Raw genomic sequence first — 23656 nt, 5'->3', positions numbered from 1 at the left:
TCAGAATATTTTGTTATGAAGTTTCCAGGCCAACGAAAGTCCAAGCACTATTTTCCCGTCCATGCGCGTGACCCTTTAGTGAGTCAATCTCAAGAAAGCAAGAAAATGTCCAGCACGCACATTATCGGTATTGACCAAACTTTGGTGGATATCGAAGCGAAGGTAAGTTCGGAACTCATTGAGAAGTATCAATTGAGTAAAGGTCACTCACTGGTTATTGACGATGTGACTGCGGAAGCGCTCTATAATGAGCTAAAGGAAAATGGACTGATTACCAATGAATACGCTGGTGGCACGATTGGTAACACTCTTCATAACTATTCTGTTCTAGCTGATGACCGCTCAACACTTTTGGGTGTCATGAGTCAGGATATTAAGATCGGTAGCTATGGTTTCCGCTATTTGTGCAACACTTCCAGTCGAATGGATCTTAATTATTTACAAGGTGTTGATGGTGCAATTGGTCGCTGTTTTGCTTTGATCTCTGATGATGGTGAGCGTACGTTTGCCATCAGTGAAGGTCAGATGAACCAGCTTCACCCAAATAGTATTCCGGAACATATTTTTGAAAATGCTTCTGCTCTAGTGCTCACGGCTTATTTGGTTCGTTGTAAAGAAGGTGACCCAATGCCAGATGCTACGATGAAAGCGATCGAATATGCGAAGAAATATAACGTTCCTGTTGTACTGACACTTGGAACGAAGTTCGTTATTCAAGATGATCCAGTATTTTGGCAAAACTTTTTACGTGACCACGTCAGTGTTGTTGCAATGAATGAAGATGAAGCAGAAGCGCTAACGGGCGAATCTGATCCACTAGCCGCATCAGATAAAACGCTTGAATGGGTGGACTTGGTGCTTTGTACCGCAGGCCCTGTAGGTTTATTTATGGCGGGTTATACGGAAGAAGCGGCTAAACGTCAGACTTCTCTGCCATTACTCCCTGGTAGTATTGCTGAATTTAACCGATATGAGTTCAGCCGCCCTGCTGCAAAATGGGCGTGTGACAACCCAATCAAAGTGTATTCACATATATCTCCTTACATGGGTGGCCCGGAGAAAATTAAAAACACCAACGGTGCTGGAGATGCAGCATTATCTGCACTGTTACATGATATGGCTGCGAATAAATACCATAAAGAAAATGTGCCTAATTCGAGTAAGCATGCCCACACTTACCTGACATATTCTTCTTTCTCTCAGGTATGTAAATATTCAAATCGTGCCAGTTACGAAGTATTAGTACAACATTCTCCGCGCTTGTCTCGAGGTTTGCCTGAGCGTGAAGATAGTTTGGAAGAAGCATACTGGGAACGCTAATTAGCAACATATAATTACAAAAAAGCCTCGCATTGCGAGGCTTGTCTTTTGTTTTATAAAAGTGTTGAGTCACAACACTTCTATAAATTCAATTAGATAAGGAAATCGTCTAGTGATTTACCTGCGTCTAGTTGCTCTTGGATTGCTGAAGGCGTGCGGCCTTGACCTGTCCACGTCTTTTCTTCACCAGTGTTATCTAGGTATTTGTATTTTGCTGGGCGAGGAGCACGTTTAGATTTTGGCTTACCTGCTGCTTCACCTGCAAGTGCAGAAATAACCATGTCTTTATCTAGACCTAGTTGCTTAATTTGTTCTGCGATATCGGCTAATTTAGCTTCTTGTGCCGCTTGAGCTTCACGTTCAGCTTCTTCAGCTTCTTTACGTTCAGCTACAACAGTTGATAATTTGTCTAGAGCTTCTTCTAGTTGTTCCAGAGTTAGCTCACGCGCAAATGCGCGTAGACTGCGAATGTTTAATAGAGTTTTTGTTAGTTCCGACATGTAAATTCCCACTTATTTAAGGAGCCGATAAAATAAATATTAAACCCGTATTATTAGCAATACAATATTTTCTGGTTAAATTGTTATAAAAATTTATTAATTAATCGCTAGCTCATTTGAATAATGAGACCTTTCAATTTAATCAACAAGTTTTTGTTGCATAAAATATCGGTGGTTTTGTGATTTTGACAATACTTATAGCGGATAAGTTTCATACGTTGAGCGATATTTATTTTATAACGTCAAAATTATTTGGATTATCCTTTTGTCAGCTATTTATCAAGATAGTAACAAATCTTCATCAATTCACGAATCTTTCACTCTAATTTTCGTTGTTAGAGCTTAATACCTAGTTTCAGACGTATAATTCCGCATTGGCTACTCAAATTCTGAATAATTAGATTCATATTGAGTAGCCTGAATATGATATTGGTTGATGGCTATGCAATTGTTGAGAAACCTTACGCACTGTTGCGTTAACAATTAGAGTAAGTAAATTTGGCATGATGTATTGAAATGGTGCTTTAGATGAGTACAATGGGCGCCACCTAATGCGATGTGTTGGTTAAATTGTTGTTAAAAACCATTTTTGACAGTTTAAAATATCAACACTCGCGGTAGAGGCGCGAAATAAATCAGTAGTGTTTGTTGGGGTGATGCCAATGAACAAATACGAAAGGTTGTTTCGCCGAAGTGAGTATTCAAATCAAAGATGCTTGCTGGGGTTACACTCGAAAGGGGTAACACTGCCATAGTCTATAATTTTGTAAAACTATGGAGCGCTACTGTAGGGCAGGGTGAAGTTTTCGCTTCCCTTTCGCTTAGTTCAACTTAATTGCTTGGAAATTTTTCCTTCAATTTGTCTGCAGTAGATCTCTAACCATTTATTACTGGTTTTTGAAGATCATGAATTTAATTGATTTTGCATCATCCCCTATTTCTTTGTTACCTCCTTTGGTAGCTCTGAGTTTGGCAATTATTACTCGTCGTGTATTGGTGTCTTTAGGTGTTGGTATTGCTCTTGGAGCCATACTTCTTAATGACTATTCGGTGGGTGATACTATAAGCTACGTTGGTTCTACAGTATCAAGCGTCTTCATCGAAGATGGCGGTATCAATACTTGGAACATGAGTATTGTCGGTTTCTTGCTATTGCTTGGTATGATGACAGCGTTATTGACGTTGTCTGGTGGTACTCGCGCTTTTGCAGAGTGGGCGCAATCTCGCGTTAAAAGTAAACGTGGTTCTAAGTTACTGGCGGCTTTTCTAGGCGTATTCATTTTTGTTGATGACTATTTTAACAGCCTAGCCGTTGGGGCGATTTCTCGACCTGTTACGGACCGTTTTTATGTATCCCGCGCTAAGCTGGCCTACATCTTAGACTCAACCGCAGCACCTATGTGTGTGATCATGCCTGCGTCTAGTTGGGGTGCTTACATCATGACGATCATTGGTGGCATTCTCGTCTCTCATGGCATCACTGAGTATTCTGCTCTTGGTGCTTATGTCCGCCTTATTCCAATGAACTTTTACGCTGTTTTCGCTTTGCTAATGGTATTTGCAGTGGCTTGGTTTGGTCTTGATATTGGCAAGATGCGTAATCACGAAATCGCAGCGTCTCAAGGGCATGGCTTTGAAAAAGAGCAAGCGGGTGACTCGCAGGAAGCGCATGATATCAATGAAGAGTTGGATATCCAGGAAAGTGAAGGTGGTAAAGTTTCCGACTTAGTTCTACCGATTGTATTCCTGATTGTCGCAACGATTGCCTCAATGCTATATACGGGCGGACAGGCATTAACCGCAGATGACAAAGCCTTTAATGTACTAGGCGCTTTTGAGAACACAGATGTAGGCACTTCGTTGATCTATGGTGGTCTTGTCGGGTTGGCTGTGGCTCTGTTTACGGTGCTTAAGCAAGGTATCGCATTTAGCGAAATATCGCGTACGCTCTGGATCGGTGCGAAATCGATGTTTGGTGCAATTCTGATCCTAATATTCGCTTGGACTATTGGTTCTGTGATCGGTGATATGAACACGGGTAAATACCTGTCGACGCTAGCACAAGGTAATATCAACCCTCATTGGTTGCCAGTTATCCTTTTCTTGCTATCTGGTCTGATGGCGTTCTCTACCGGTACGTCATGGGGTACGTTTGGTATCATGCTACCAATTGCTGGCGATATGGCAGGTGCAACGGATCTTGCTCTGATGCTGCCTATGCTAAGTGCTGTATTGGCAGGCTCGGTATTTGGAGACCATTGTTCACCAATTTCAGATACGACGATTCTCTCTTCAACGGGCGCACGTTGTAACCATATTGATCACGTAGCCACTCAGCTGCCGTATGCACTATCTGTCGCTGCTGTCTCTTGTATTGGTTTCATCACGTTGGGTATGACTGCATCTGTAGGCATCTCATTCGCTGTATCCGCAGTTGCTTTTGTTGGCGTCTGTGTCCTGCTATCGATTCTTTCAAAAGCGAAGATGGCAAGCTGTCAAAACGTTTAATGATTTGAACGATAAAAGAATTTTAAAGGGAGCATTCGCTCCCTTTTTATTTGTCTTATACAAATTGAAAAAATCTTTAATTTTTAGTTGAAAAATGGTTTTGCCTTGGTTAGTGTGGTTACCAAGCAAGCGAACTGAAGAGCTTATAAGTATGCGTAATTTTGTAATGAACATTCATCACCATCATCACCCAGTCTAGTCTTTCGGGAGATGTACGCATACCCGGGGGACAGGAAACTCCCGGAGGCAGAAATCGCAAACTACAAGATTCAGAACCCTCGGGAGACCAACTCTTCCGAGGGTTTTTTAGTTTTAACGATTTAAAAATTAATTTGCACAGGGATAAAAGCAATGCAAACACAACGCCTAAGAATCGCAATCCAAAAGAAAGGTCGCCTAAGCAAAGAATGCCAAGAACTGCTTAAAAAGTGTGGCGTAAAATTCAACATCATGGGTGAGCGTTTAGTAGTTCACTCGCTGAACATGCCTATCGATCTACTGTTAGTTCGTGATGACGACATCCCTGGCCTAATTATGGATGGTGTCGTTGACCTTGGTTTCATCGGTGAAAACGAGCTTGAAGAAGTCCGTCTTGACCGTATCGCTTTGGGTGAACCAAGCGAGTTTGTGCCACTTCGTCGTCTTGATTTCGGTGGTTGCCGTTTATCTATCGCTATTGACAAAGATGAAGAGTACAACGGCCCTCAAGATCTGGCAGGCAAACGAATTGCAACTACCTACCCACAACTTCTTAAAGCGTATATGGATGAACAAGGAGTACCGTTCTCAACGTGTATGCTGACTGGCTCAGTTGAAGTCGCGCCTCGCGCTGGCCTTGCTGACGCTATTGCTGACTTGGTTTCTACTGGTGCAACATTGGAAGCGAACGGCCTAAAAGAAGCCGAAATCATCTTCAAATCAAAAGCAACACTTATTCAGCGTACAGGTGAATTCGATGCGGACAAAGTGGCGCTAATCGAAAAGCTGTTGACTCGAATGCAGGGTGTACAGCAAGCGAAAGAGTCGAAGTACATCATGCTACATGCTCCAACAGATAAGCTAGACCAAATCAAGTCATTGCTACCTGGTGCGGAAGATCCAACTGTATTACCTCTCTCTGCGGACCAACAGAAAGTGGCGGTTCATTTGGTCAGTACTGAAAACCTGTTCTGGGAAACCATGGAACAACTTAAAGAACTGGGTGCGAGCTCAATTCTGGTACTACCAATTGAGAAAATGATGGAGTAATCGCCATGAGAACCGTCGTATGGCAATCACTAAGTGAAACGCAGCAAGATTCTATTTTAGAGCGTCCGGCAATTGCTGAAGGTGCAAACATCACGGCTGCGGTTTCTGAAGTTATCGCGAACGTTCGTAGTGAGGGCGATTCAGCCCTGCTTGAATTGACTGAGAAGTTTGACCGTGTGAAACTGGAGTCCATTCGAGTGTCGGCTCAAGAGATTGAGGAAGCGTCAGCGCGTCTTTCGGAGAAGATGAAGAATGCACTTGAGCAAGCTTATGCCAACATCTCTAAGTTCCACAAAGCGCAGAAGCCGCAACCTATCAAAGTAGAGACTCAACCGGGTGTACTTTGTGAGCAGGTAACTCGCCCAATTCAAAAAGTGGGCTTGTACATTCCGGGTGGCAGCGCACCATTGCCATCGACTGTTTTGATGCTTGGCGTCCCTGCGAAGATTGCGGGCTGTCGCAAAGTGGTGTTGTGTTCTCCACCACCAATCGCAGACGAAATTTTGTATGTTGCTCAGCTGTGCGGCATTGATGAAGTGTACAGCGTCGGTGGTGGCCAAGCCGTTGCTGCGATGGCTTATGGCACAGAAACGGTATCCAAAGTTGATAAGATCTTTGGTCCGGGTAACGCTTACGTGACAGAAGCAAAACGTCAGGTGAGCAATGATTTCCGTGGTGCGGCGATTGATATGCCAGCGGGTCCTTCTGAAGTACTTGTTTTGGCTGATGAAACTGCGGATCCTGACTTCATTGCTGCCGATTTGCTAAGCCAAGCAGAGCACGGCCCTGATTCTCAAGTAGTGCTTGTCACGCCTTCACCTGTGATTGCGGACCAAGTCACTGACGCAGTTCAGCGCCAACTCAAAGAGCTATCTCGTGCGGATATTGCTGAGAAGGCACTCGCTTCAAGTTTGGTTATCATCGCGGAGTCGTTGACTCAGGCGGTTTCAATCTCAAATTACTACGGCCCTGAGCACTTGATTGTTCAGACCAAGAACCCTCGCGAGCTTTTGCCTTTACTCGATAATGCCGGTTCCATCTTCCTAGGGGATTGGTCACCAGAATCGGCGGGTGATTACGCATCGGGCACTAACCACGTTCTCCCTACTTACGGTTACACGCGTACGTATTCGAGCTTAGGTTTAGCGGATTTCTCTAAGCGGATGACAGTTCAAGAGTTGTCTGCTGATGGTCTAAAAAACCTTGCTCCAACGGTGGTGACCATGGCTGAAGCAGAAGGTTTGGATGCACACAAACGTGCCGTGACTATTCGTGTAGAAAAACTGGCAGTTAAGTAAGAGGGCAATGAGATGGAAAAGCTAGCGCGTAAACAGGTCCAAAAACTGACCCCTTATTTATCGGCTCGTCGTATCGGTGGTACAGGTGATGTTTGGCTGAACGCCAACGAATCGCCATTCAACAATGAATACAAAACAGACTTCGCTCGTCTTAATCGTTATAGCGAATGTCAGCCTAAAGAACTGATTTCTGCATACGCTGCGTATGCAGGGGTGAACCCAGAACAAACGTTGACTTCTCGCGGTGCAGATGAAGGCATCGAGTTACTGATTCGTGCTTTTTGTGAGCCAGGTGAAGATGCGATTCTTTACTGCCCACCGACTTACGGTATGTACTCCATCAGCGCTGAAACCATTGGTTTAGAGCGCAAAACCGTGCCGCTAACATCAGATTGGCAACTAGACCTTGCTGGTATCGAAGCTAATCTGGATAACGTTAAACTGGTTTTCGTATGTTCACCAAATAACCCTACGGGTAACTTGGTTAAGCGTGAAGATATTGTCTCTCTGCTTGAAATGACAAAAGACCGCGCAATCGTGGTGATGGACGAAGCGTACATTGATTTCTGCCCAGAAGCGTCAACGGTAGATTTACTGGCGCAATACCCGAATCTTGCAATTCTGCGTACTCTGTCGAAAGCTTTTGCCCTTGCGGGTTTGCGTTGTGGATTTACGCTTGCGAACGAAGAGCTGATTAATGTACTTCTGAAAGTCATCGCACCATACCCAGTCCCAGTTCCTGTTGCAGAAATTGCCACTCAAGCGCTTTCTGAAGCAGGCCTAGCGAGAGCGAAGTTCCAAGTTCTCGATTTGAACGCGAACCGTGCTTATTTGCAGGTGGGCTTGTCGATGATTCCGGGCTTGGAAGTCTTTGAAGGATGGGGTAACTACCTATTGGTTAAATTCCCAGATGGTGATGATCTTTTCAAAGCCGCTTGGGAAACAGGCATTATCTTGCGTAACTCGCCAATTGAGAACTGCGTACGTATCAGTGTGGGTAACCGCGACGAGTGCGAAAAAACACTCGGATTTATTAGAAACTACTACTCATAAGTAGAGACAAAATTAATTGCTTTCGCTGACAAAGCGGAGGCGCCAAAGATTAGCAATAAGGAAGTTCGAGTGAGCAAACAACAAAAAATCCTTTTTATCGACCGTGATGGCACCTTAATTGTTGAGCCGCCGGTTGATTTTCAAGTTGATCGTTTAGATAAACTAAAACTAGAACCATTTGTTATCCCAAGTCTGCTGTCGTTGCAGGATGCAGGATACCGTCTAGTGATGGTAACGAACCAAGACGGTTTAGGGACTGACAGCTACCCACAAGCAGATTTTGATGCACCGCACGATATGATGATGGAAATCTTCGAATCTCAAGGTGTGAAGTTCGATGACGTACTGATTTGCCCTCACTTTGAAGAAGATAACTGCTCATGCCGCAAGCCTAAATTAGGCATGGTGAAAGAGTACCTTCAGGGTGGCAAAGTGGACTTCCAAAACTCTGTTGTGATTGGCGATCGTCAAACCGATCTTCAACTTGCAGAAAACATGGCAATTCGAGGTATTCAATACAACCCAGAAACCATGGGTTGGAAACAGATCCTGAAAGATCTGACGGTGAAGGCTCGCGTTGCTGAAGTGGTTCGAACTACGAAAGAAACTGATATTAAAGTCGCGGTAAATCTTGATGACCAAGGCGGTAATGACATTTCTACGGGCCTAGGCTTCTTCGACCACATGTTGGATCAAATCGCAACACACGGTGGATTTAAGATGGTGTGTAAAGTGGAGGGCGATCTACACATAGACGATCACCACTCAGTAGAAGATACCGCACTTGCGTTGGGCCAAGCGCTGAAAGAAGCGCTAGGTGATAAGCGTGGTATTGGCCGATTTGGCTTTAGCCTGCCAATGGATGAGTGTTTGGCACAATGTGCGCTAGACCTGTCAGGGCGTCCTTACCTTAAGTTCGACGCGAAGTTCAGTCGTGAGCAAGTCGGTGACCTTTCAACCGAGATGGTGGTTCACTTCTTCCGCTCTCTAACTGACACCCTAGCGTGTACGCTACACCTCTCTTCTGCTGGTGATAACGATCACCACATCATTGAGAGCCTATTTAAAGCGTTTGGTCGCACTTTGCGCCAAGCAATCAAAGTAGAAGGCACTGAGCTGCCAAGTAGTAAAGGCGTGCTTTAAGGCTAGCGCGAGCAAGGAGAAAAACAGTGACAGAACAAAAAGTTGTCATTATTGATACTGGCTGTGCCAACGTTTCTTCGGTGAAGTTTGCCATTGAACGCCTAGGCTATGACGTAACGATTTCAAAAGATCCACAAGTTGTATTGTCGGCTGACAAGCTATTCCTACCGGGTGTGGGAACCGCCAGCGAAGCGATGAAGAACCTAGAAGAGCGCGATCTTATCAGCTTGGTAAAACAGGTAGAAAAGCCGTTGTTAGGTATCTGTTTAGGTATGCAACTGTTGGGTAAAGTGTCTCAAGAGAAAGGGCAGAAAGCAGACGAGTTGGTTGAGTGTCTTGGACTTTGTGATGGCGAAGTGGAGCTGCTACAAACTGGCGACTTGCCGCTGCCGCATATGGGCTGGAACACAGTCTCCGCAAAATCAGGCAACCCGTTGTTCAAAGGCATTGAAGAAGGCGAGTACTTCTACTTTGTACACAGTTTTGCCATGCCAGTAGGGGACTACACCATTGCAGAATGTGAATACGGAAATCCGTTCACGGCAGCGGTGCAAAGCGGTAATTACTACGGCGTGCAATTCCACCCTGAGCGTTCTTCAAAAGCGGGCGCAAAGCTTATTCAAAACTTCTTAGAATTATAAAAGGGATTTAGTGTGATTATTCCAGCTCTTGATTTAATTGAAGGACAGGTGGTTCGTCTTTATCAAGGTGATTACGGTCAAGTAACCGAGTACAAAGTCGACCCAGCAGAGCAGTTCAACTTGTACCACCAAGCAGGTGCTAACTGGCTGCACTTGGTGGATTTAACCGGCGCGAAAGACACGACAGCACGCCAGCTTGATTTGATTGCAAAGCTACTAGCAAGTACACCAGCAAACATCCAAATCGGTGGTGGTGTGCGTACAGAGCAAGACGTTATTGATCTGTTAGAAGCAGGTGCTCAGCGTGTTGTTGTTGGTTCTACAGCAGTAAAACAGCCAGAGCTTGTGAAAGGTTGGATGGAAAAATACGGCGCAGAGAAAATCGTTCTCGCGCTAGATATCAACATCGATCAAGACGGCACACGTAAAGTGGCGATCTCTGGTTGGCAAGAAGACTCAGGCGTGACCATCGAAGCTCTGATCAACGATTACCTAACGGTAGGTTTGCAGCACGTGCTTTGTACGGACATTTCTCGTGACGGTACGCTAGAAGGCTCAAACGTAGAGCTTTATGTTGATCTATGTAAACAGTACCCACAAGTGCAGTTCCAATCTTCAGGCGGCATCGGCTCGCTTTCAGATGTCGAAGCACTAAAAGGTAGTGGCGTAGCTGGCGTGATTGTTGGTCGCGCACTGCTAGACGGAAAGTTCACGGCAGAGGAGGCATTTGCATGCTGGCAAAGCGAATAATTCCATGTCTTGATGTTCGCGATGGACAAGTGGTCAAGGGCGTTCAGTTCCGCAACCACGAAATCATTGGCGACATCGTTCCTCTCGCACAGCGTTATGCGGAAGAAGGCGCTGACGAGCTTGTGTTTTATGATATTACCGCTTCCAGTGATGGCCGTGTCGTCGATAAAAGCTGGGTCGCTCGCGTTGCAGAAGTGATTGATATTCCGTTCTGCGTCGCTGGTGGTATTAAATCAGCCGAAGATGCCGCACGCATTCTTGAGTTTGGTGCAGACAAGGTGTCTATCAACTCACCGGCATTGGCGAACCCGCAGTTGATTACCGACCTTGCTGATAAATTTGGTGTTCAATGTATCGTGGTTGGCATCGACTCTTACTACGACAAAGAGACGGGCAAGTATCAGGTTTACCAGTTTACTGGCGATGAAGAACGCACCAAAGCGACCCAATGGGAAACGCGTGATTGGGTGCAAGAAGTGCAAAAGCGTGGCGCTGGTGAAATCGTATTGAACATGATGAACCAAGACGGTGTGCGTAACGGTTACGACATCGAACAACTGAACATGGTGCGTGAAGTGTGTAACGTACCGCTGATTGCATCAGGTGGTGCAGGTGCCATGGAGCACTTCGCGGAAGCTTACCAAAAAGCGAATGTGGATGGTGCGCTTGCCGCATCGGTATTCCATAAACAAGTCATCAATATTGGTGAACTAAAGCAGTATTTGAAACAACAAGGTATTGAGGTGCGACTATGAGTTTAAACACCACCGAAGTGAGTTCTCTAGCTGAGCGTATCAACTGGGACAAGGTGGATGGTCTGGTGCCTGCCATCGTACAAGATTTCCAATCAAGCCAAGTGCTGATGATGGGTTACATGAACCAAGATGCGTTGGCAAAAACGGGTGAGACGGGTCAAGTGACGTTTTTCTCTCGTACCAAACAGCGTCTTTGGACCAAAGGTGAGACCTCAGGTAACGTATTGCAATTGGTGAACATGCAGTTAGATTGCGATAACGATACGCTGCTGGTGAAAGTGAATCCCATTGGTCCTACGTGTCACTTGGGCAACACCACTTGCTGGGATGTCGATCCGCAAGAGGAGTCGCAAATGGTGTGGCTTCATCAACTTGAGCAGTTATTGGCTGCCCGCAAGAGTGCCGACCCTGATTCCTCTTATACTGCCAACCTTTATTCCCGTGGCACCAAACGTATTTCGCAGAAAGTGGGCGAAGAAGGCGTTGAAGTCGCGCTTGCGGCGACGTCGGGTGACAAGGCGGAGTTAGTGTGTGAGTCAGCGGATTTGATTTATCACTTACTGGTTCTACTTCAGGACCAAGGTTTATCAATGAACGACGTGGTTAATAAGCTGAAAGAGCGTCACAAGTAAAGCTGTCTTCATTGTGATAAACTGAAGAAAATTCAAAGCCGTAAGCATCACTTACGGCTTTTCTTTTTGTTAGGGAGTATTCATTTATGGCTGGTCATAGTAAATGGGCGAACATCCGTCACCGCAAAGCAGCACAAGATGCAAAGCGCGGTAAGATTTTCACTAAACTGATCCGAGAAATCGTCGTTGCAGCTAAAGAAGGTGGCGGTGAGCCAGAGAATAATCCACGCCTTCGCGCTGCTATCGACAAAGCTCTTTCCAATAACATGACGCGTGATACGGTGAATCGCGCAGTGTCTCGTGGTGCTGGTGGTGAAGGGGACGATGGCATGGAAACCGTCATCTACGAAGGATATGGGCCTGGTGGTACCGCGGTAATGGTTGAGTGTATGACAGACAATCGTAATCGAACTGTGTCTGGTGTCCGTCATGCATTTTCTAAGGCAGGCGGAAACCTAGGTACGGATGGCAGCGTAAACTATCTGTTCGATAAGAAAGGCGTGATCTCTTATGCTCCCGGATTAGACGAAGATGAAGTGATGGAAGTGGCACTCGACAGTGGCGCAGATGATATTGAGACAGCAGAAAATGGCGCCATTGATGTCTTTACCGAGCCTCATGATTTTGGTGCCGTAAAAGATGCACTCGATGCTGCTGGGTTCGAAGCGGCAAACGCTGAAGTATCACTGATTCCATCGACTAAAGCTGAGTTAGACGCTGATACCGCGCCGAAGTTACTTCGTTTGATCGATGCATTGGAAGACTTAGATGATGTTCAGGAGGTCTACCATAATGGCGACATTTCTGACGAGGTAGCAGCAACGCTATAACGTAGGTTGATCAAAAACGCCCTCAATTGAGGGCGTTTTCGTATTTACGTATTAGCCAACACGTTATTATATCTCGAATAAGAAATAGTAGCCGTAGCCGACGAACAGCGCAGGAATAGCGGAATAGATAGTCGCAACCAGTGCTGCCCTTGGTGCCAGAGCGATAGCTGGGAATAGTGCATCGCCATCGTTTGAAATCGCGTTGGCTAATTGAGCTGACAGTGGCGCGGCGCCTGAAATATATAAGCTGGTTACCAGAATTTGAGGCCCACACCCAGGCAGCATACCAACCGCTAGCCCCATCAGTGGCATCCACACTCCCCAACCGGAAAAGGTAGCGGCTAAATCGATGTGACCAAAGAAAGCAATCAGCTCGAATGCCATAAAGGCCAGAATAACCCATGCGGTAACGAAGTTTGTATCCTGAGCCGCTTTCTGTAGAGGATGTGATGAAACGGTCTTCTTATCTTCTGATACTGTTGACTCGTAATCTTTGATTTCTTTAGTCAGCGACCAAAGCAGCATACTCAAAATGATCAGCCCTGCACCGAGCCACTCAATGCTCATAGCAGGCAGAGAAAGAAGCTCATTGATATCGACCTGGAATGAACCCAATACTGCTACCACAGTCGCAGGAACGATGAGCCACTTCCAGAAGGCTCCTTGCAGGTTGATGGCTTTCTTTTCAAGACCAGAAGGATCGCTTGCTTCTGAACGACAACAAAATTTGTCCGCAAGTACCGACTTAGCGGCCGGCCTTAGGAAATCATCTTGGTGGATAGCGTTGACGGCCCATCCAGATACTGAGCCTACCACAACGCCCAATGCAACAACGGCCAAACCAATATCAGGTTTACTGGCCAACAGCAGAAAAGCAGCATCACCCATAGTGGACGTTAATACTGCGACAATGGCGCCAAAGCCAACTCGCCCGCTGACAAATTGAGTCGTTACTATAATGGCACCGCCACACCCAGGCAGGGCGCCCAGTAAAGAAGCAAAGAAAATCTGATAGCTACGTGAGCTCTGGTATAGATTGACCAGCTTGCTCTCCTTGTTCATCCACAGGGAAACGTAGTGATAGATGACCAGAGTAAAAGCAACGTAGGCAGACACTGCCCAGAAGGCATCAGACAGAGTAGAAACGGTGACTTCACGTGTTGTTTCACTCAGTACCAGTGCCAGTAGAGTCACAGGCAGGAGAAGGCGTTTATAGGCAGGCCGAAACTGGGAAAAAGACAGCCAACCTGGCAGTGTTTGAGAAAGTCTTATCGAGTCCATTGAGCTTTAAATGCAAATACGAATAATTCTCAATATATGTTAGTGAGAATTATTTGCAACTAAAAGTTGTGATTTACACTTTTCTTTTTGCTAACTCATGACAAATTTCAAAATTCAGGTAAAGTATCGGCCTTTGTGAGTAATTGCCCAATACGGGCCTATTTAAGTCGTAATAGGAAAAAAGATGATTCTAGTTGTAGGTCACAAGAACCCTGATAGTGATAGCATCTGTAGTGCATTGGTAGCAACTGAGCTGCTAAAAGCTCGTGGCGTTGAAGCAATGCCAATTCGCCAAGGCGAAATCAACCGTGAAACACAGCACATTCTTGAAGTCGCAGGCGCGGAAGTTCCTGAACTTCGCACCTCTGTTGCTGGTGAGAAAATTTGGTTGGTTGACTACTCAGATCTAGCACAAGCACCGGATGACGTGGCTGAAGCAGAAATCTTAGGTATCGTTGACCATCACCGCCTAGGTGATGTTATGACTGTAAACCCAATGGAAGCGTGGATTTGGCCTGTTGGTTGTACGAACACAGTACTTTTCAACATGTTTAAAATTGAAGGTCATGAAATCACACCGCAAATCGCTAAGCTAATGATGTCGGCTATCCTGTCTGACACGGTCGGCTTTGCTTCTCCAACTTGCACACAGAAAGATAAAGATGCTGTTGAAGAGCTAGCGAAAATTGCAGACGTATGTGATGTTGACGCTTTCATCAAAGATCTTCTTATCGCAAAAACAAACATCGAAGGTCTTTCTGCGGCTGAGCTTGTAGAAAAAGATCTGAAAGGCTATCCATTTAACGGCCGTGATGTTGTTGTAGGTCAGGTTGAACTTGCGACTCTAGAACAAGTAGACGGCATGATTGAAGCGCTGGAATCTGATCTAGAACGCCGCTGTGCTGAAGAAAGCCTAGCCTTTGCTGCAGTAATGCTAACTGACATCACTACAGCTCAAACTCGTCTACTATACAAAGGTGAGTGGGCAGAGAAACTGACTCAGCACGAGCAAGACGGCATGCTGATGATGGAAAACACGCTAAGCCGTAAGAAGCAAGGTTGGCCTTGGCTTCAGACTGAACTGGCTTAATTCGCCGGTTCATTAACAAAATTCGACGCCCACGGACTTCCGTGGGCGTTTTATTTGAGGAGTAAGGAAATGTCAGAACCACTTTCACCGCAGCAGATTGAATCCGTGCTTAAAATGCGTGAAGACGAGCGCCTGAAGTACACAGTCAAAGAAATTGCGAAGCATAGAAAAGTTTGGATTCTTACAGATGAACACGGCTGTGTGATGCTCAACACTGAAGATGAGGATTGTATACCTGTTTGGCCTCACGAAGAGTTTGCCAATCAGTGGGCAACGGGTGATTGGGAACACTGTAAAGCAGAGTCGATCTCGACGGCAAAATGGTTTAGTCGCTGGACTTACGGCCTTGAAGACGATGAATTGGCAATCGTAGTCTTCCCAAACCAAAATGAAGAAGGTTTAGTGCTCTATCCGGATGAGTTCGAGTTTGAGCTGAAAAAAGCAGGAAAATAAGCGCTAATCGAGCTGGTTAATATCCTGCAATCTGAAACAACTCACCTGACTTGGACATAGCTACGGCGTTATTCAATACCCCTTGGCGTTGATACTGATCCAATATCTTCTTAGCGAGCTTTTTCACTTGAGCTCGCTCCATCCCTGGCTCTAACGTTGGGTCATAAAGCATTTTCAATAGAATAACATCCAATGGTGAAAGCAGATCCTCGGGCGTTTCATCATTGAAAATAGATGGATAGGCTGACTCGGCATCATTGGGCAGTCCCATCACCTGAGTGATTTCTTCTACGATACAAGCTAATAACTTTCCATGTTCTCTTGCTTGATCGACCGGAATAATGACAGTTGCAGAATCAATTTCACTCGTGGCCTGATTTACCCGATATCCCGCTTTGCAAAGGGCGCCATGAATGTTTTTGAGAGCACTTGGGCCGATTTCTTTTTCAATATCTTTTCGCCAGTCTGATTCGCGGGTATAGATCCAGATGATATTGGCCTGTTCTCTTCTGGATACACGTTCGATTGGGTGGCGAGTTATCGACGAGAGATCTCTAAGTTGAGCATTGGTTAGCTCATCATGGAGATCTTGGTCAGCTACTTTGTGTTCAACCCAAACCTTGATCGGTTTTTTCCATTTAACCAGAGGTTTATTGCCCTCTGAGTATTCGTTCTTTAACGCGACATCTAGAAATGCCTGATTGACAAAGCCAGGATCTAACCAAGTTTTGGTGGTGGTGTAAGCTAGTGCGGGGCTGAATAGAAACAAACCAAATACGAACCCAATCGCTATCCTTAGCATGTGGGACTCCTGTCAATCTTCAAACAGATTACTTAAAACAGGTCGCTTTATTGAAGTGGCTTTCCACCATACGTTGAGTGATGATGTTGTCTGGGCAGCTTAGAATCTGCTGAGTTTCTCCTGCTTCGACCACTTCACCATTATGCATGACCATCACCTTGTCTGTGATGTGTTTCACGACCCCCAGATGCTGCGATACGTAGATAAACGACACACCCATCTCTTCCTGTAATTCTAAGAATAGGTTAATAATCTGGGAACGCATGGCCATATCAAGACCATTCAGGGCTTCATCGGCAACAATAATCGAAGGTTGTAGAATCAAAGCACGTGCTAAGCATATACGCTGTTTCTGTCCTGCTGCTAACATCTGCGGATAAAAGTAGGCGTGTTCAGGAAGTAGGCCGACTCTAAGCAAAACATCTTTGACTCGCTTCATACGCGCTTCAGGCGTCATATTGGTGTTTCGTTTTAAAGGGCCTTCAAGAATTCGACCAATTTGAATGCGTGGATTGAGCGAGGTATTTGGGTCCTGAAAGATCATGCGAATCAACTTACAGCGAGTTGAGTAGTCTTTGTGTTCTAAAAGCTCGCCATTGACTCGAATTTCGCCGGCAGTGGGCTCGACCATGCCTGCTAACATGCGCGCTAACGTCGACTTTCCGGAACCATTTTGGCCGATGAAACCAAGGGTTTGGCCGGCTTCAAGCGTAAAACTGACAGGCTTCACTGCTTGATGGACCTTTTTACGAAATAAGCCTGAACGAGTGACGAATTCTTTGCTCAGGCCATTAACTTCTAGCAGCGCACTCATACTTTTTTCTTCTCCATATTCAGCGGGAAGTGACAGGCGAACTTGTGGTTCTTAACTCGTCGTGTCATTGGCATCTCAACACACTGACGCTGTGCATAAGGGCAACGTGGTCCGAGTCGGCAGCCAATCGGTAAGTGCTGCAATGGAGGGATGGTACCTGGCAGAGATTGCAGTTTCTCTTTGTGAGGGATCCACTCACTGAAGTCCGGCATCGCTTTGAGTAAAGCTACCGTGTACGGATGTTTTGGTTTCTCTAAAATCTTTTTGGTGTCTGCGGACTCAACGGACTGGCCACAGTACATGACGGTAATTCTGGTCGCCCACTGAGTAATAGTTGTCAGATCGTGGCCGATTAGCATGATCGATGTGTTGTTGACCTGATTCATGCGACTTAGCAGACGTAGGATCTGAGATTGAGTGATTGGGTCGAGGTCATTGGTTGGCTCGTCCGCAATCAGAAGCTTAGGCTTCGCCGCGATAGCCATGGCAATCATGATCTTCTGACATTCACCGTCAGTCAGCTCATAGGGGTAGCTAGACATGATCTGCTCGTGGTTTTTGATCCCAACCTTGTGTAATAGAGTGACTGCCTGTTTCTTACGCCACTTAAAGCGTTCCCACCATTTGCCATCAAAAGAATGCGCAGGAATCGATTCGATCAGCTGGCTGCCCACTTCTTCAGAAGGGTCGAGACAGGTCGATGGTTCCTGAAAGATCATCGCGATATCTCGTGCGATTACGCGGCGACGTTCTTTTGGTGTCAGTTGGAGTAAGTCAACATTGCCCAGACGCATTCGGTCTGCCGTCACTTTCCAGTTTTCTTTACATACGCCAACGATCGCTTTAGCAACTAGGCTTTTTCCTGAGCCAGATTCACCTACCAAGCCACGAATTTCTCCTTCGTTCATGGTAAGGCTCATACGATCTACGGCTTTCATCAGTCCTTGAGGCGTTTCAATCTCAATCGTCAGGTGGCGAATATCTAGTAATGGCATTATTCGATCCCCGCGTTCAGTGCCTGACGAACTCCTTCGCCGACTAAGTTGATGACTATCACGATAAACATGATGGCGAGGCCCGGTAATGTGACAGTCCAAGGTGCTAAGTAGATTAACTCGACCGAATCACCAAGAATGGCTCCCCACTCCGTGCTGGGCGCTTGTGCACCTAAGCCAAGAAAACCAAGGGCGGTGATATCAAGAATGGCGATCGATAAGGCAAGGGTGACCTCGGAAGCAATCACCACCAAAATATTGGGAAGGATTGAGTTCCAAAGCAGGTAGAAGTCGTTTGCCCCGTCAAGGCGCGCTGCCATGATGTAATCTTTTTCCACTTCTGTGTGCACGGCAATGTAAACCGAGCGAACGAACCTAGGTATCAACGCAAGGCATATCGCAAGGAGAATATTGAATTCGCCGAAGCCCAGAAAGGCGACAAAAATGATCGCGAGCAGCAGTGAGGGAATCGACATAACTGTGTCTAGCAGGTGGTTAAGCGTACTCGAGATGAGTCCTTTGGTCATTCCGGCTAAAATACCAATCAAGCAACCAACCACGGTTGCGATGAGGGTAATGATGACTGCAGCACCAAATGTCAGTTGGGAGCCAACAATGAGACGAGACAGAATATCTCTGCCCAAATCATCTGTGCCAAGGAAGTATTCAACAGTACCAGCGGGATTCCATGATGGTGGAACCAGTAGCTCACCCGTTTGAGCTTGAGGATCATGCGGTGCAAGCCAAGGAGAGGCGAGGGTCACTATGACGATTAAACCAAAGCACCAGAGCCCAAACATCGCCAAGCCATTAGCTCGATAGCTGCGCCAGAAACGTTCGAACTGGGTTGGGATCTGTTCTTCCTGATATACGTTATCGGTTAGCATACCACTCTTTCCTTACTAACGGATTGACCATAGCGCCGATCAAATCTGAAAGAATATTAGCAGTCAGAACTAACGTTGCGACCACAATAACACCTGCTTGAATCGAGACGTAATCTTGATTGGATAACGCATCCAGAAGCCAGCGCCCGATCCCCGGCCAGTTAAATATTGACTCGGTGATGATGGCCAGCGTCAACATACTTGAAAGCTGCACACCAATCTTAGGAATGATTGGTGGGATGGCATTCCTAAGCACGTGTTGAGTAACAATCTCATGTGTTGAAAGACCCTTGATACGCGCCGCACGGATGTAATTTTGCCCCATGACTTCTGCCACCGAGGTGCGCATTAAACCGATGACTTGTGTTGTTGGTGCAAGTGCGAGAACTAGACAAGGTAGCATTAGGTGTTCCAGCACACTCTGCAAGGCGTGGGCGCGGTATTCACCACGAGCGAAAAAGGCATCCACAATGGCAAAGCCAGTGATGTGGTCAATTTCATAGAGTAGGTCGTAGCGGCCAGCAACGGGGAATATTTCAAAGTGCAGCGAAAACGCCATGATCATCAAGAGCGCGACCCAGAAAATCGGGGCAGAATAGCCAGACATAGAGGTAAAGGAGATCGCGGTATCAATCCATTTACCTTGTTTCATGCCAGCCAAAGTTCCAATTGGAATGCCGACCAGAAGAGATAGGACAAAGGCGATCAAGCACAGCTCTAGTGTTGCTGGGAAGACCAATGCCAGTTCGTCGGCAATAGGAACACCGCTTTTGGTGACGCCAAAGTTTAGGTGCATTAGCTCACCAATATAGGTCATCCAGCCGGGCCAGAAATCCTGAATTGCCCATGGAGAGTTAGGGTCTAGCCTTAGCAGACTAAAACCGACCATGGTCAGAATCAGCAAAGTAATGATAAACAGGTTGATACGTCGAACAGTATAGAGAAACATTATTTAACCCTCTCTACTGCATCGAAAGGTTGTGCGTTAAATGGACTCACTTTAAACCCTTGTAACGAAGCATCATAAGCTTGGAATTGCATACCGTGACTGAGTGGAATTACAGGGAATTCTTCATTAAGAATGTTCTGCGCTTGCTTGTATAGGTTGAGACGGTAGCGTGGCTTGTCGACTTCCAAAGCAAGATCGAGCAGGAAGTCGAAATCAGAATTACACCAGCTTGACACATTTAGCCCCACTCTTTTGGAGTCACAGGACAGTAGTGGTCGCAAGAAATTATCTGGGTCACCGGTATTGGCAATCCAGCCTGTTAGATAGAGGTCGATATTGGAGTTGCTGGCAACGTCAGTGCGATCGTAGCGATCATCGGTGAGCAGATTGAGGGTAATACCAATGTCGGCCAGATTTGCTTGGATCAGCTCAGCAGTTTTGCGTGGGCTTGGGTTGTATGCTCTTGGTTCCAGCGGCACTGACATGGTCAGTTCTAACCCTTTATCGAACCCTGCTTCTTTAATCAACGCGATGGCGTAATTTCGGTCGTAACGAATCTGAACACTGTCTTTTAGATAAGCCCAAGAGCTGGGTGGAAGAACAGAGTAGGCCTGACTGCCCGTGCCGTAATAGACCGATTCCAGAATGTTTTGGCGGTTAATCGCGTAGTTGAGCGCTTTACGTACTCGTAGATCGTTGAGTGCTGGGTGAGTGGTGTTGACGGCAATAAACGAAATGTTCATCGCGGGTTTGGCCATCAATTCAATATCATCCTGCTGCTCAATGATGGGTATTTGGCTAGAGAGCGGTGAATTCAACACATCGCACTCATTGCGCAGCAACTTAGCGAGTGTGCCAGTACCGCGGTGAGAAATATCGAACACCACCTGAGCCATTTTAGGACGACCTTTCCAGTAATCATTATGGCGTTTCAAACGTACTAAATCGTTGACCTGAAAATCATCGAGGTAGAATGGGCCGGTCCCGACAGGGTGGCTATCAAGCATCGCTTTGTCATCGGTCAATTCAAGCATGCTGGCGTATTCTGCCGAATGAATTACGGCATGGCTGGTAGCAATGTTGGATAAAAAAGTATTGTCTGGGCGGCTTAAGGTGAATCGGACTTGGTATTCAGATATGGCCTTTACATCAATCAAGAGATTTTGAAAGTCGATACCACTAAACCAAGGGTACAAGCCACTGCCAACGTAATGATAAGGGTGTGAAGAATCGATAATCCGGCGGAAACTGAATACAACATCTTCTGCATTCATTGGACGTTTCGGGGTAAACCAAGCCGTCTTCTGAAACTTCACGCCCTTGCGCAAATTAAAGGTATATTCCGTGCCTGCTTTGTTCACTGACCAACTGGTGGCAAGGTTTGGTATCGGCTTGAAGTTATTCGAGTCCAACGTCAGTAGCGTATCAAAGAGCTGCGGGCTCAATGTTTCAGATGTAATCCCGCTATCGACCAATTGGGGGTTAAAACTCGTCGGGCCGCCTTGACCACAGTAAACGAAGCCGTTTTGACGAATTTTGTTGTGATCAAGTTCTTCACCGCAGCCTGTAAGCAGGGTGACGCCGAAGATACTCAATGTCAGTTGAATGAATGCTTTCATAGAAAGAACAATTGCCAGAGACAAAGCATAATAGAACTCCCCATTATGCCCTAATATCTCAGTAATTTACCATTATTAGTTTATGGTTTTTAAAATAACGTTCGCACGATCAGGAGAGTGTCGAGAGGTCGTACTTTCTGATCATCCCTCTTAGCTGATGATAGCTCAGACCCAGCATATCGGCCGCTTTCCGTTGGTTAAACTTACTTTGTTCCAGCACTGCCTTTAGTAGATGGATGTCTTGATTCTCTTGCCAAGCTTTATAATCCATTGGAAAGGTAAAATTCGTGCTGGCGATTTCTGGTTCCGCTTCTTCAATGGCTTCTTCAGGCTTAGGTTGCCATTCGGTCGTAAAAGGATCGAAGATCAGGTCATGAATCGGGTTTTCTTGTTGACCGTGTTGATAGACTGCTCTCTCAATGACGTTTTTTAATTCTCGCACGTTACCCGGCCATTGATAATCGAGCAATGCTTGTTCTGCTTTGGGAGAGAAACCAACGAAGTAATCAAAGCTTAGCTCACGACACATCTTTATTGCGTAGTATTCAGCTAACAGCAGAATGTCCTCTTTACGCTGACGTAGGGGCGGTAAATGAATGACGTCAAACGCGAGCCTATCGAGCAAGTCAGCTCTGAATTCACCATTGGCCGCCATCTCTGGCAGGTTGGCGTTGGTCGCGCAGACTAGCCTTACATTTGCATTGAGCAGTTGATGCCCGCCAACACGCTCATACTGGCCGTATTCGATTACTCTGAGTAGTTTTTCTTGTACCAGCAGTGGAGCGGTAGCCAGTTCGTCCAAAAACAAGGTGCCATTCTCCGCTCGCTCAAATCGGCCTTTGTGCCGGCCTTTAGACCCTGTAAACGCGCCTTGTTCATGACCAAAGAGCTCTGAATCGATAAGGCCTTCGCTTAGTGTCGAACAATTCAGGGATATCAGCGATTGATCCCAACGTTTGGAGAGATAATGCAGGCGTTGAGCAATCAATTCTTTACCTGTTCCTCGCTCACCAATGATCAATATCGGTCGTTCAATGGCGGCCAGTTTCGACACTTTATCAAGTACCGAAAGGAAAGCGGGTGACTCGCCGATGAGATTTTGTTGCATGAAACCACTCCGTTGGTGAAATTTACCTACTGTTAGTTAAATTCATCATAGATTAGATTTAATTACAATGGTTGTTTTCGTAACTTAATGTTTTATATGAATTTATAAGTTGGCACGCATCTTGGTTACTAGATAAGTAAGTGAAACCTACAATGAACATCAGATACAGCCAAGCCGTCTTAGAAGTGATGGACTGTAGAATTAAGGAGTAAACTATGGGTATTTTTTCTCGTTTTGCCGACATCGTAAATTCAAACATTAGCGCATTGCTAGACAAGGCTGAAGATCCTGAAAAAATGATTCGCCTTATTATCCAGGAAATGGAAGATACCTTGGTTGAAGTGCGTACTAACTCAGCCAAAGCGATTGCTGATAAGAAAGAGTTGGCACGTAAAGTAGAAGCGCTAGAAGATCAAATTAGCGAATGGCAAGAAAAAGCAACACTGGCTTTAACTAAGCAACGCGAAGATCTCGCTCGTGCGGCTCTGATCGAAAAGCAGAAGCTGCAAGACGTTTTGAAAGGCTTACACACCGAGCAGACATTGGTCGAAGAAACCATTGAGAAATTGACAGGTGAGATTAGTAAGCTTGAAAGCAAAATTACGGAAACCCGAGCTAAGCAACAAGCGCTGGCTATCCGCTCTCAGGCGGCGTCTAACCGACGTGATGTGCAAAAGCATCTCCATACTGCGCGTACTTCCGAAGCGATGGCAAAGTTTGAGCAGTACTCTCGTAAAGTGGACGAGTTGGAAGCGGAAGCCGATGTGTACGCCAAAACAGGTAACTCTAAGTCCTTGGAACAAGAATTTGCTGAGTTACAAGCTCAAGACGAAATTGAAAAAGAGCTAGAAAATCTGAAACAACAGATGAACGACAAAAAGTAATTTAAGTTGCGAGTGAGAAAGCACGATAGGTCGGGCGTCTTTCGCCTGACCAGTCTCAGATTATTCTTACCGCTTTCCATTTTTATTTCGAAGTTC

The 23656-nt window shown here is 45.9% G+C and carries 23 protein-coding genes, 1 riboswitch and 1 other annotated feature; of the genes, 14 read left to right on the top strand and 9 right to left on the bottom strand.

Features of this window, described 5'->3' with window-relative positions; all coding sequences use genetic code 11:
* The first annotated feature begins 15 nt into the window (after positions 1-15).
* The gene (locus QMA41_RS15760) at positions 16-1320 is read left to right on the top strand and encodes an inosine/guanosine kinase (protein ID WP_019275705.1); all 1305 of its coding nucleotides are present in this window, start codon (positions 16-18) and stop codon (positions 1318-1320) included.
* Between the two features lie 92 nt (positions 1321-1412).
* Here QMA41_RS15760 and QMA41_RS15755 read toward each other — a convergent pair whose 3' ends face one another.
* Entirely contained in the window at positions 1413-1820 is a 408-nt protein-coding gene (locus tag QMA41_RS15755; RefSeq protein ID WP_006962781.1) for an H-NS family nucleoid-associated regulatory protein, read from the bottom strand.
* A gap of 610 nt (positions 1821-2430) precedes the next feature.
* Positions 2431-2613: riboswitch (Lysine riboswitch) on the top strand.
* 113 nt (positions 2614-2726) lie between these two features.
* Here QMA41_RS15755 and QMA41_RS15750 point away from each other — a divergent pair.
* From QMA41_RS15750 to QMA41_RS15705, 10 genes are all read left to right on the top strand, one after another.
* On the top strand, positions 2727-4328 hold the full coding sequence (locus tag QMA41_RS15750) for a Na+/H+ antiporter NhaC family protein (RefSeq protein ID WP_281630120.1): 1602 nt from the start codon (positions 2727-2729) through the stop codon (positions 4326-4328).
* Positions 4329-4502: 174 nt separating this feature from the next.
* Positions 4503-4639: a sequence feature (His leader region), on the top strand.
* Between the two features lie 40 nt (positions 4640-4679).
* Positions 4680-5576, top strand: a complete 897-nt coding sequence (hisG, locus tag QMA41_RS15745) for an ATP phosphoribosyltransferase (RefSeq protein WP_038155924.1) — start codon at positions 4680-4682, stop codon at positions 5574-5576.
* 5 nt (positions 5577-5581) lie between these two features.
* Entirely contained in the window at positions 5582-6874 is a 1293-nt protein-coding gene (hisD, locus tag QMA41_RS15740; protein ID WP_281630119.1) for a histidinol dehydrogenase, read from the top strand.
* Between the two features lie 12 nt (positions 6875-6886).
* Positions 6887-7927, top strand: coding sequence for a histidinol-phosphate transaminase (gene hisC, locus QMA41_RS15735; protein ID WP_281630118.1), 1041 nt, complete (start codon positions 6887-6889; stop codon positions 7925-7927).
* A 69-nt stretch (positions 7928-7996) separates the two neighbouring features.
* Positions 7997-9070 (top strand): bifunctional histidinol-phosphatase/imidazoleglycerol-phosphate dehydratase HisB, encoded by a 1074-nt coding sequence (gene hisB / locus QMA41_RS15730; RefSeq protein ID WP_019275701.1) that lies wholly within the window; start codon positions 7997-7999, stop codon positions 9068-9070.
* Between the two features lie 26 nt (positions 9071-9096).
* Positions 9097-9711, top strand: coding sequence for an imidazole glycerol phosphate synthase subunit HisH (hisH, locus tag QMA41_RS15725; protein ID WP_281630117.1), 615 nt, complete (start codon positions 9097-9099; stop codon positions 9709-9711).
* 12 nt (positions 9712-9723) lie between these two features.
* Complete coding sequence (gene hisA, locus QMA41_RS15720) at positions 9724-10461, top strand: 1-(5-phosphoribosyl)-5-[(5-phosphoribosylamino)methylideneamino]imidazole-4-carboxamide isomerase (protein WP_281630116.1); 738 nt, start codon at positions 9724-9726, stop codon at positions 10459-10461.
* Entirely contained in the window at positions 10443-11216 is a 774-nt protein-coding gene (gene hisF, locus QMA41_RS15715) for an imidazole glycerol phosphate synthase subunit HisF (RefSeq protein WP_004749837.1), read from the top strand. Before hisA ends, hisF begins: the two co-directional genes overlap by 19 nt.
* On the top strand, positions 11213-11848 hold the full coding sequence (hisIE, locus tag QMA41_RS15710; protein ID WP_006962772.1) for a bifunctional phosphoribosyl-AMP cyclohydrolase/phosphoribosyl-ATP diphosphatase HisIE: 636 nt from the start codon (positions 11213-11215) through the stop codon (positions 11846-11848). The genes hisF and hisIE overlap by 4 nt, the downstream gene beginning before the upstream one ends.
* 86 nt (positions 11849-11934) lie before the next feature.
* Positions 11935-12678: a YebC/PmpR family DNA-binding transcriptional regulator gene (locus tag QMA41_RS15705; RefSeq protein ID WP_006962771.1), complete on the top strand. Its 744-nt coding sequence runs from the start codon at positions 11935-11937 to the stop codon at positions 12676-12678.
* Between the two features lie 66 nt (positions 12679-12744).
* On the opposite strand, the gene QMA41_RS15700 is transcribed toward QMA41_RS15705, so the two are convergent.
* The gene (locus QMA41_RS15700; RefSeq protein WP_281630115.1) at positions 12745-13959 is read right to left on the bottom strand and encodes a putative manganese transporter; all 1215 of its coding nucleotides are present in this window, start codon (positions 13957-13959) and stop codon (positions 12745-12747) included.
* 184 nt (positions 13960-14143) lie between these two features.
* Between QMA41_RS15700 and QMA41_RS15695 the strand changes: the two genes are divergently transcribed.
* Entirely contained in the window at positions 14144-15049 is a 906-nt protein-coding gene (locus QMA41_RS15695) for a manganese-dependent inorganic pyrophosphatase (protein ID WP_043008603.1), read from the top strand.
* Positions 15050-15118: 69 nt separating this feature from the next.
* Entirely contained in the window at positions 15119-15502 is a 384-nt protein-coding gene (locus tag QMA41_RS15690; protein ID WP_281630114.1) for a DUF2750 domain-containing protein, read from the top strand.
* A gap of 16 nt (positions 15503-15518) precedes the next feature.
* Here QMA41_RS15690 and QMA41_RS15685 read toward each other — a convergent pair whose 3' ends face one another.
* From QMA41_RS15685 to pspF, 7 genes are all read right to left on the bottom strand, one after another.
* A complete protein-coding gene (locus QMA41_RS15685) occupies positions 15519-16304 on the bottom strand; it encodes a DUF2927 domain-containing protein (RefSeq protein WP_281630113.1) in 786 nt (261 codons plus the stop codon).
* A gap of 28 nt (positions 16305-16332) precedes the next feature.
* On the bottom strand, positions 16333-17118 hold the full coding sequence (locus QMA41_RS15680) for an ATP-binding cassette domain-containing protein (protein WP_006962766.1): 786 nt from the start codon (positions 17116-17118) through the stop codon (positions 16333-16335).
* Positions 17115-18113 (bottom strand): oligopeptide/dipeptide ABC transporter ATP-binding protein, encoded by a 999-nt coding sequence (locus QMA41_RS15675; protein WP_006962765.1) that lies wholly within the window; start codon positions 18111-18113, stop codon positions 17115-17117. The genes QMA41_RS15680 and QMA41_RS15675 overlap by 4 nt, the downstream gene beginning before the upstream one ends.
* Positions 18113-19000 (bottom strand): putrescine export ABC transporter permease SapC, encoded by an 888-nt coding sequence (gene sapC, locus QMA41_RS15670; RefSeq protein ID WP_281630112.1) that lies wholly within the window; start codon positions 18998-19000, stop codon positions 18113-18115. Before sapC ends, QMA41_RS15675 begins: the two co-directional genes overlap by 1 nt.
* Positions 18987-19949, bottom strand: a complete 963-nt coding sequence (locus QMA41_RS15665; protein ID WP_019277075.1) for an ABC transporter permease subunit — start codon at positions 19947-19949, stop codon at positions 18987-18989. The genes sapC and QMA41_RS15665 overlap by 14 nt, the downstream gene beginning before the upstream one ends.
* Positions 19949-21568: an ABC transporter substrate-binding protein gene (locus QMA41_RS15660; protein ID WP_281630111.1), complete on the bottom strand. Its 1620-nt coding sequence runs from the start codon at positions 21566-21568 to the stop codon at positions 19949-19951. The genes QMA41_RS15665 and QMA41_RS15660 overlap by 1 nt, the downstream gene beginning before the upstream one ends.
* 109 nt (positions 21569-21677) lie before the next feature.
* Positions 21678-22676, bottom strand: coding sequence for a phage shock protein operon transcriptional activator (pspF, locus tag QMA41_RS15655; protein ID WP_281630110.1), 999 nt, complete (start codon positions 22674-22676; stop codon positions 21678-21680).
* 215 nt (positions 22677-22891) lie between these two features.
* Here pspF and pspA point away from each other — a divergent pair, with 215 nt between their 5' ends.
* On the top strand, positions 22892-23560 hold the full coding sequence (gene pspA / locus QMA41_RS15650) for a phage shock protein PspA (RefSeq protein ID WP_006962760.1): 669 nt from the start codon (positions 22892-22894) through the stop codon (positions 23558-23560).
* Positions 23561-23656: the final 96 nt, after the last annotated feature.

This window comes from Vibrio sp. St2, assembly GCF_947311885.1.
Lineage (GTDB): Bacteria > Pseudomonadota > Gammaproteobacteria > Enterobacterales > Vibrionaceae > Vibrio > Vibrio coralliilyticus.
This window is presented reverse-complemented; position numbering and strand designations above follow the sequence as displayed.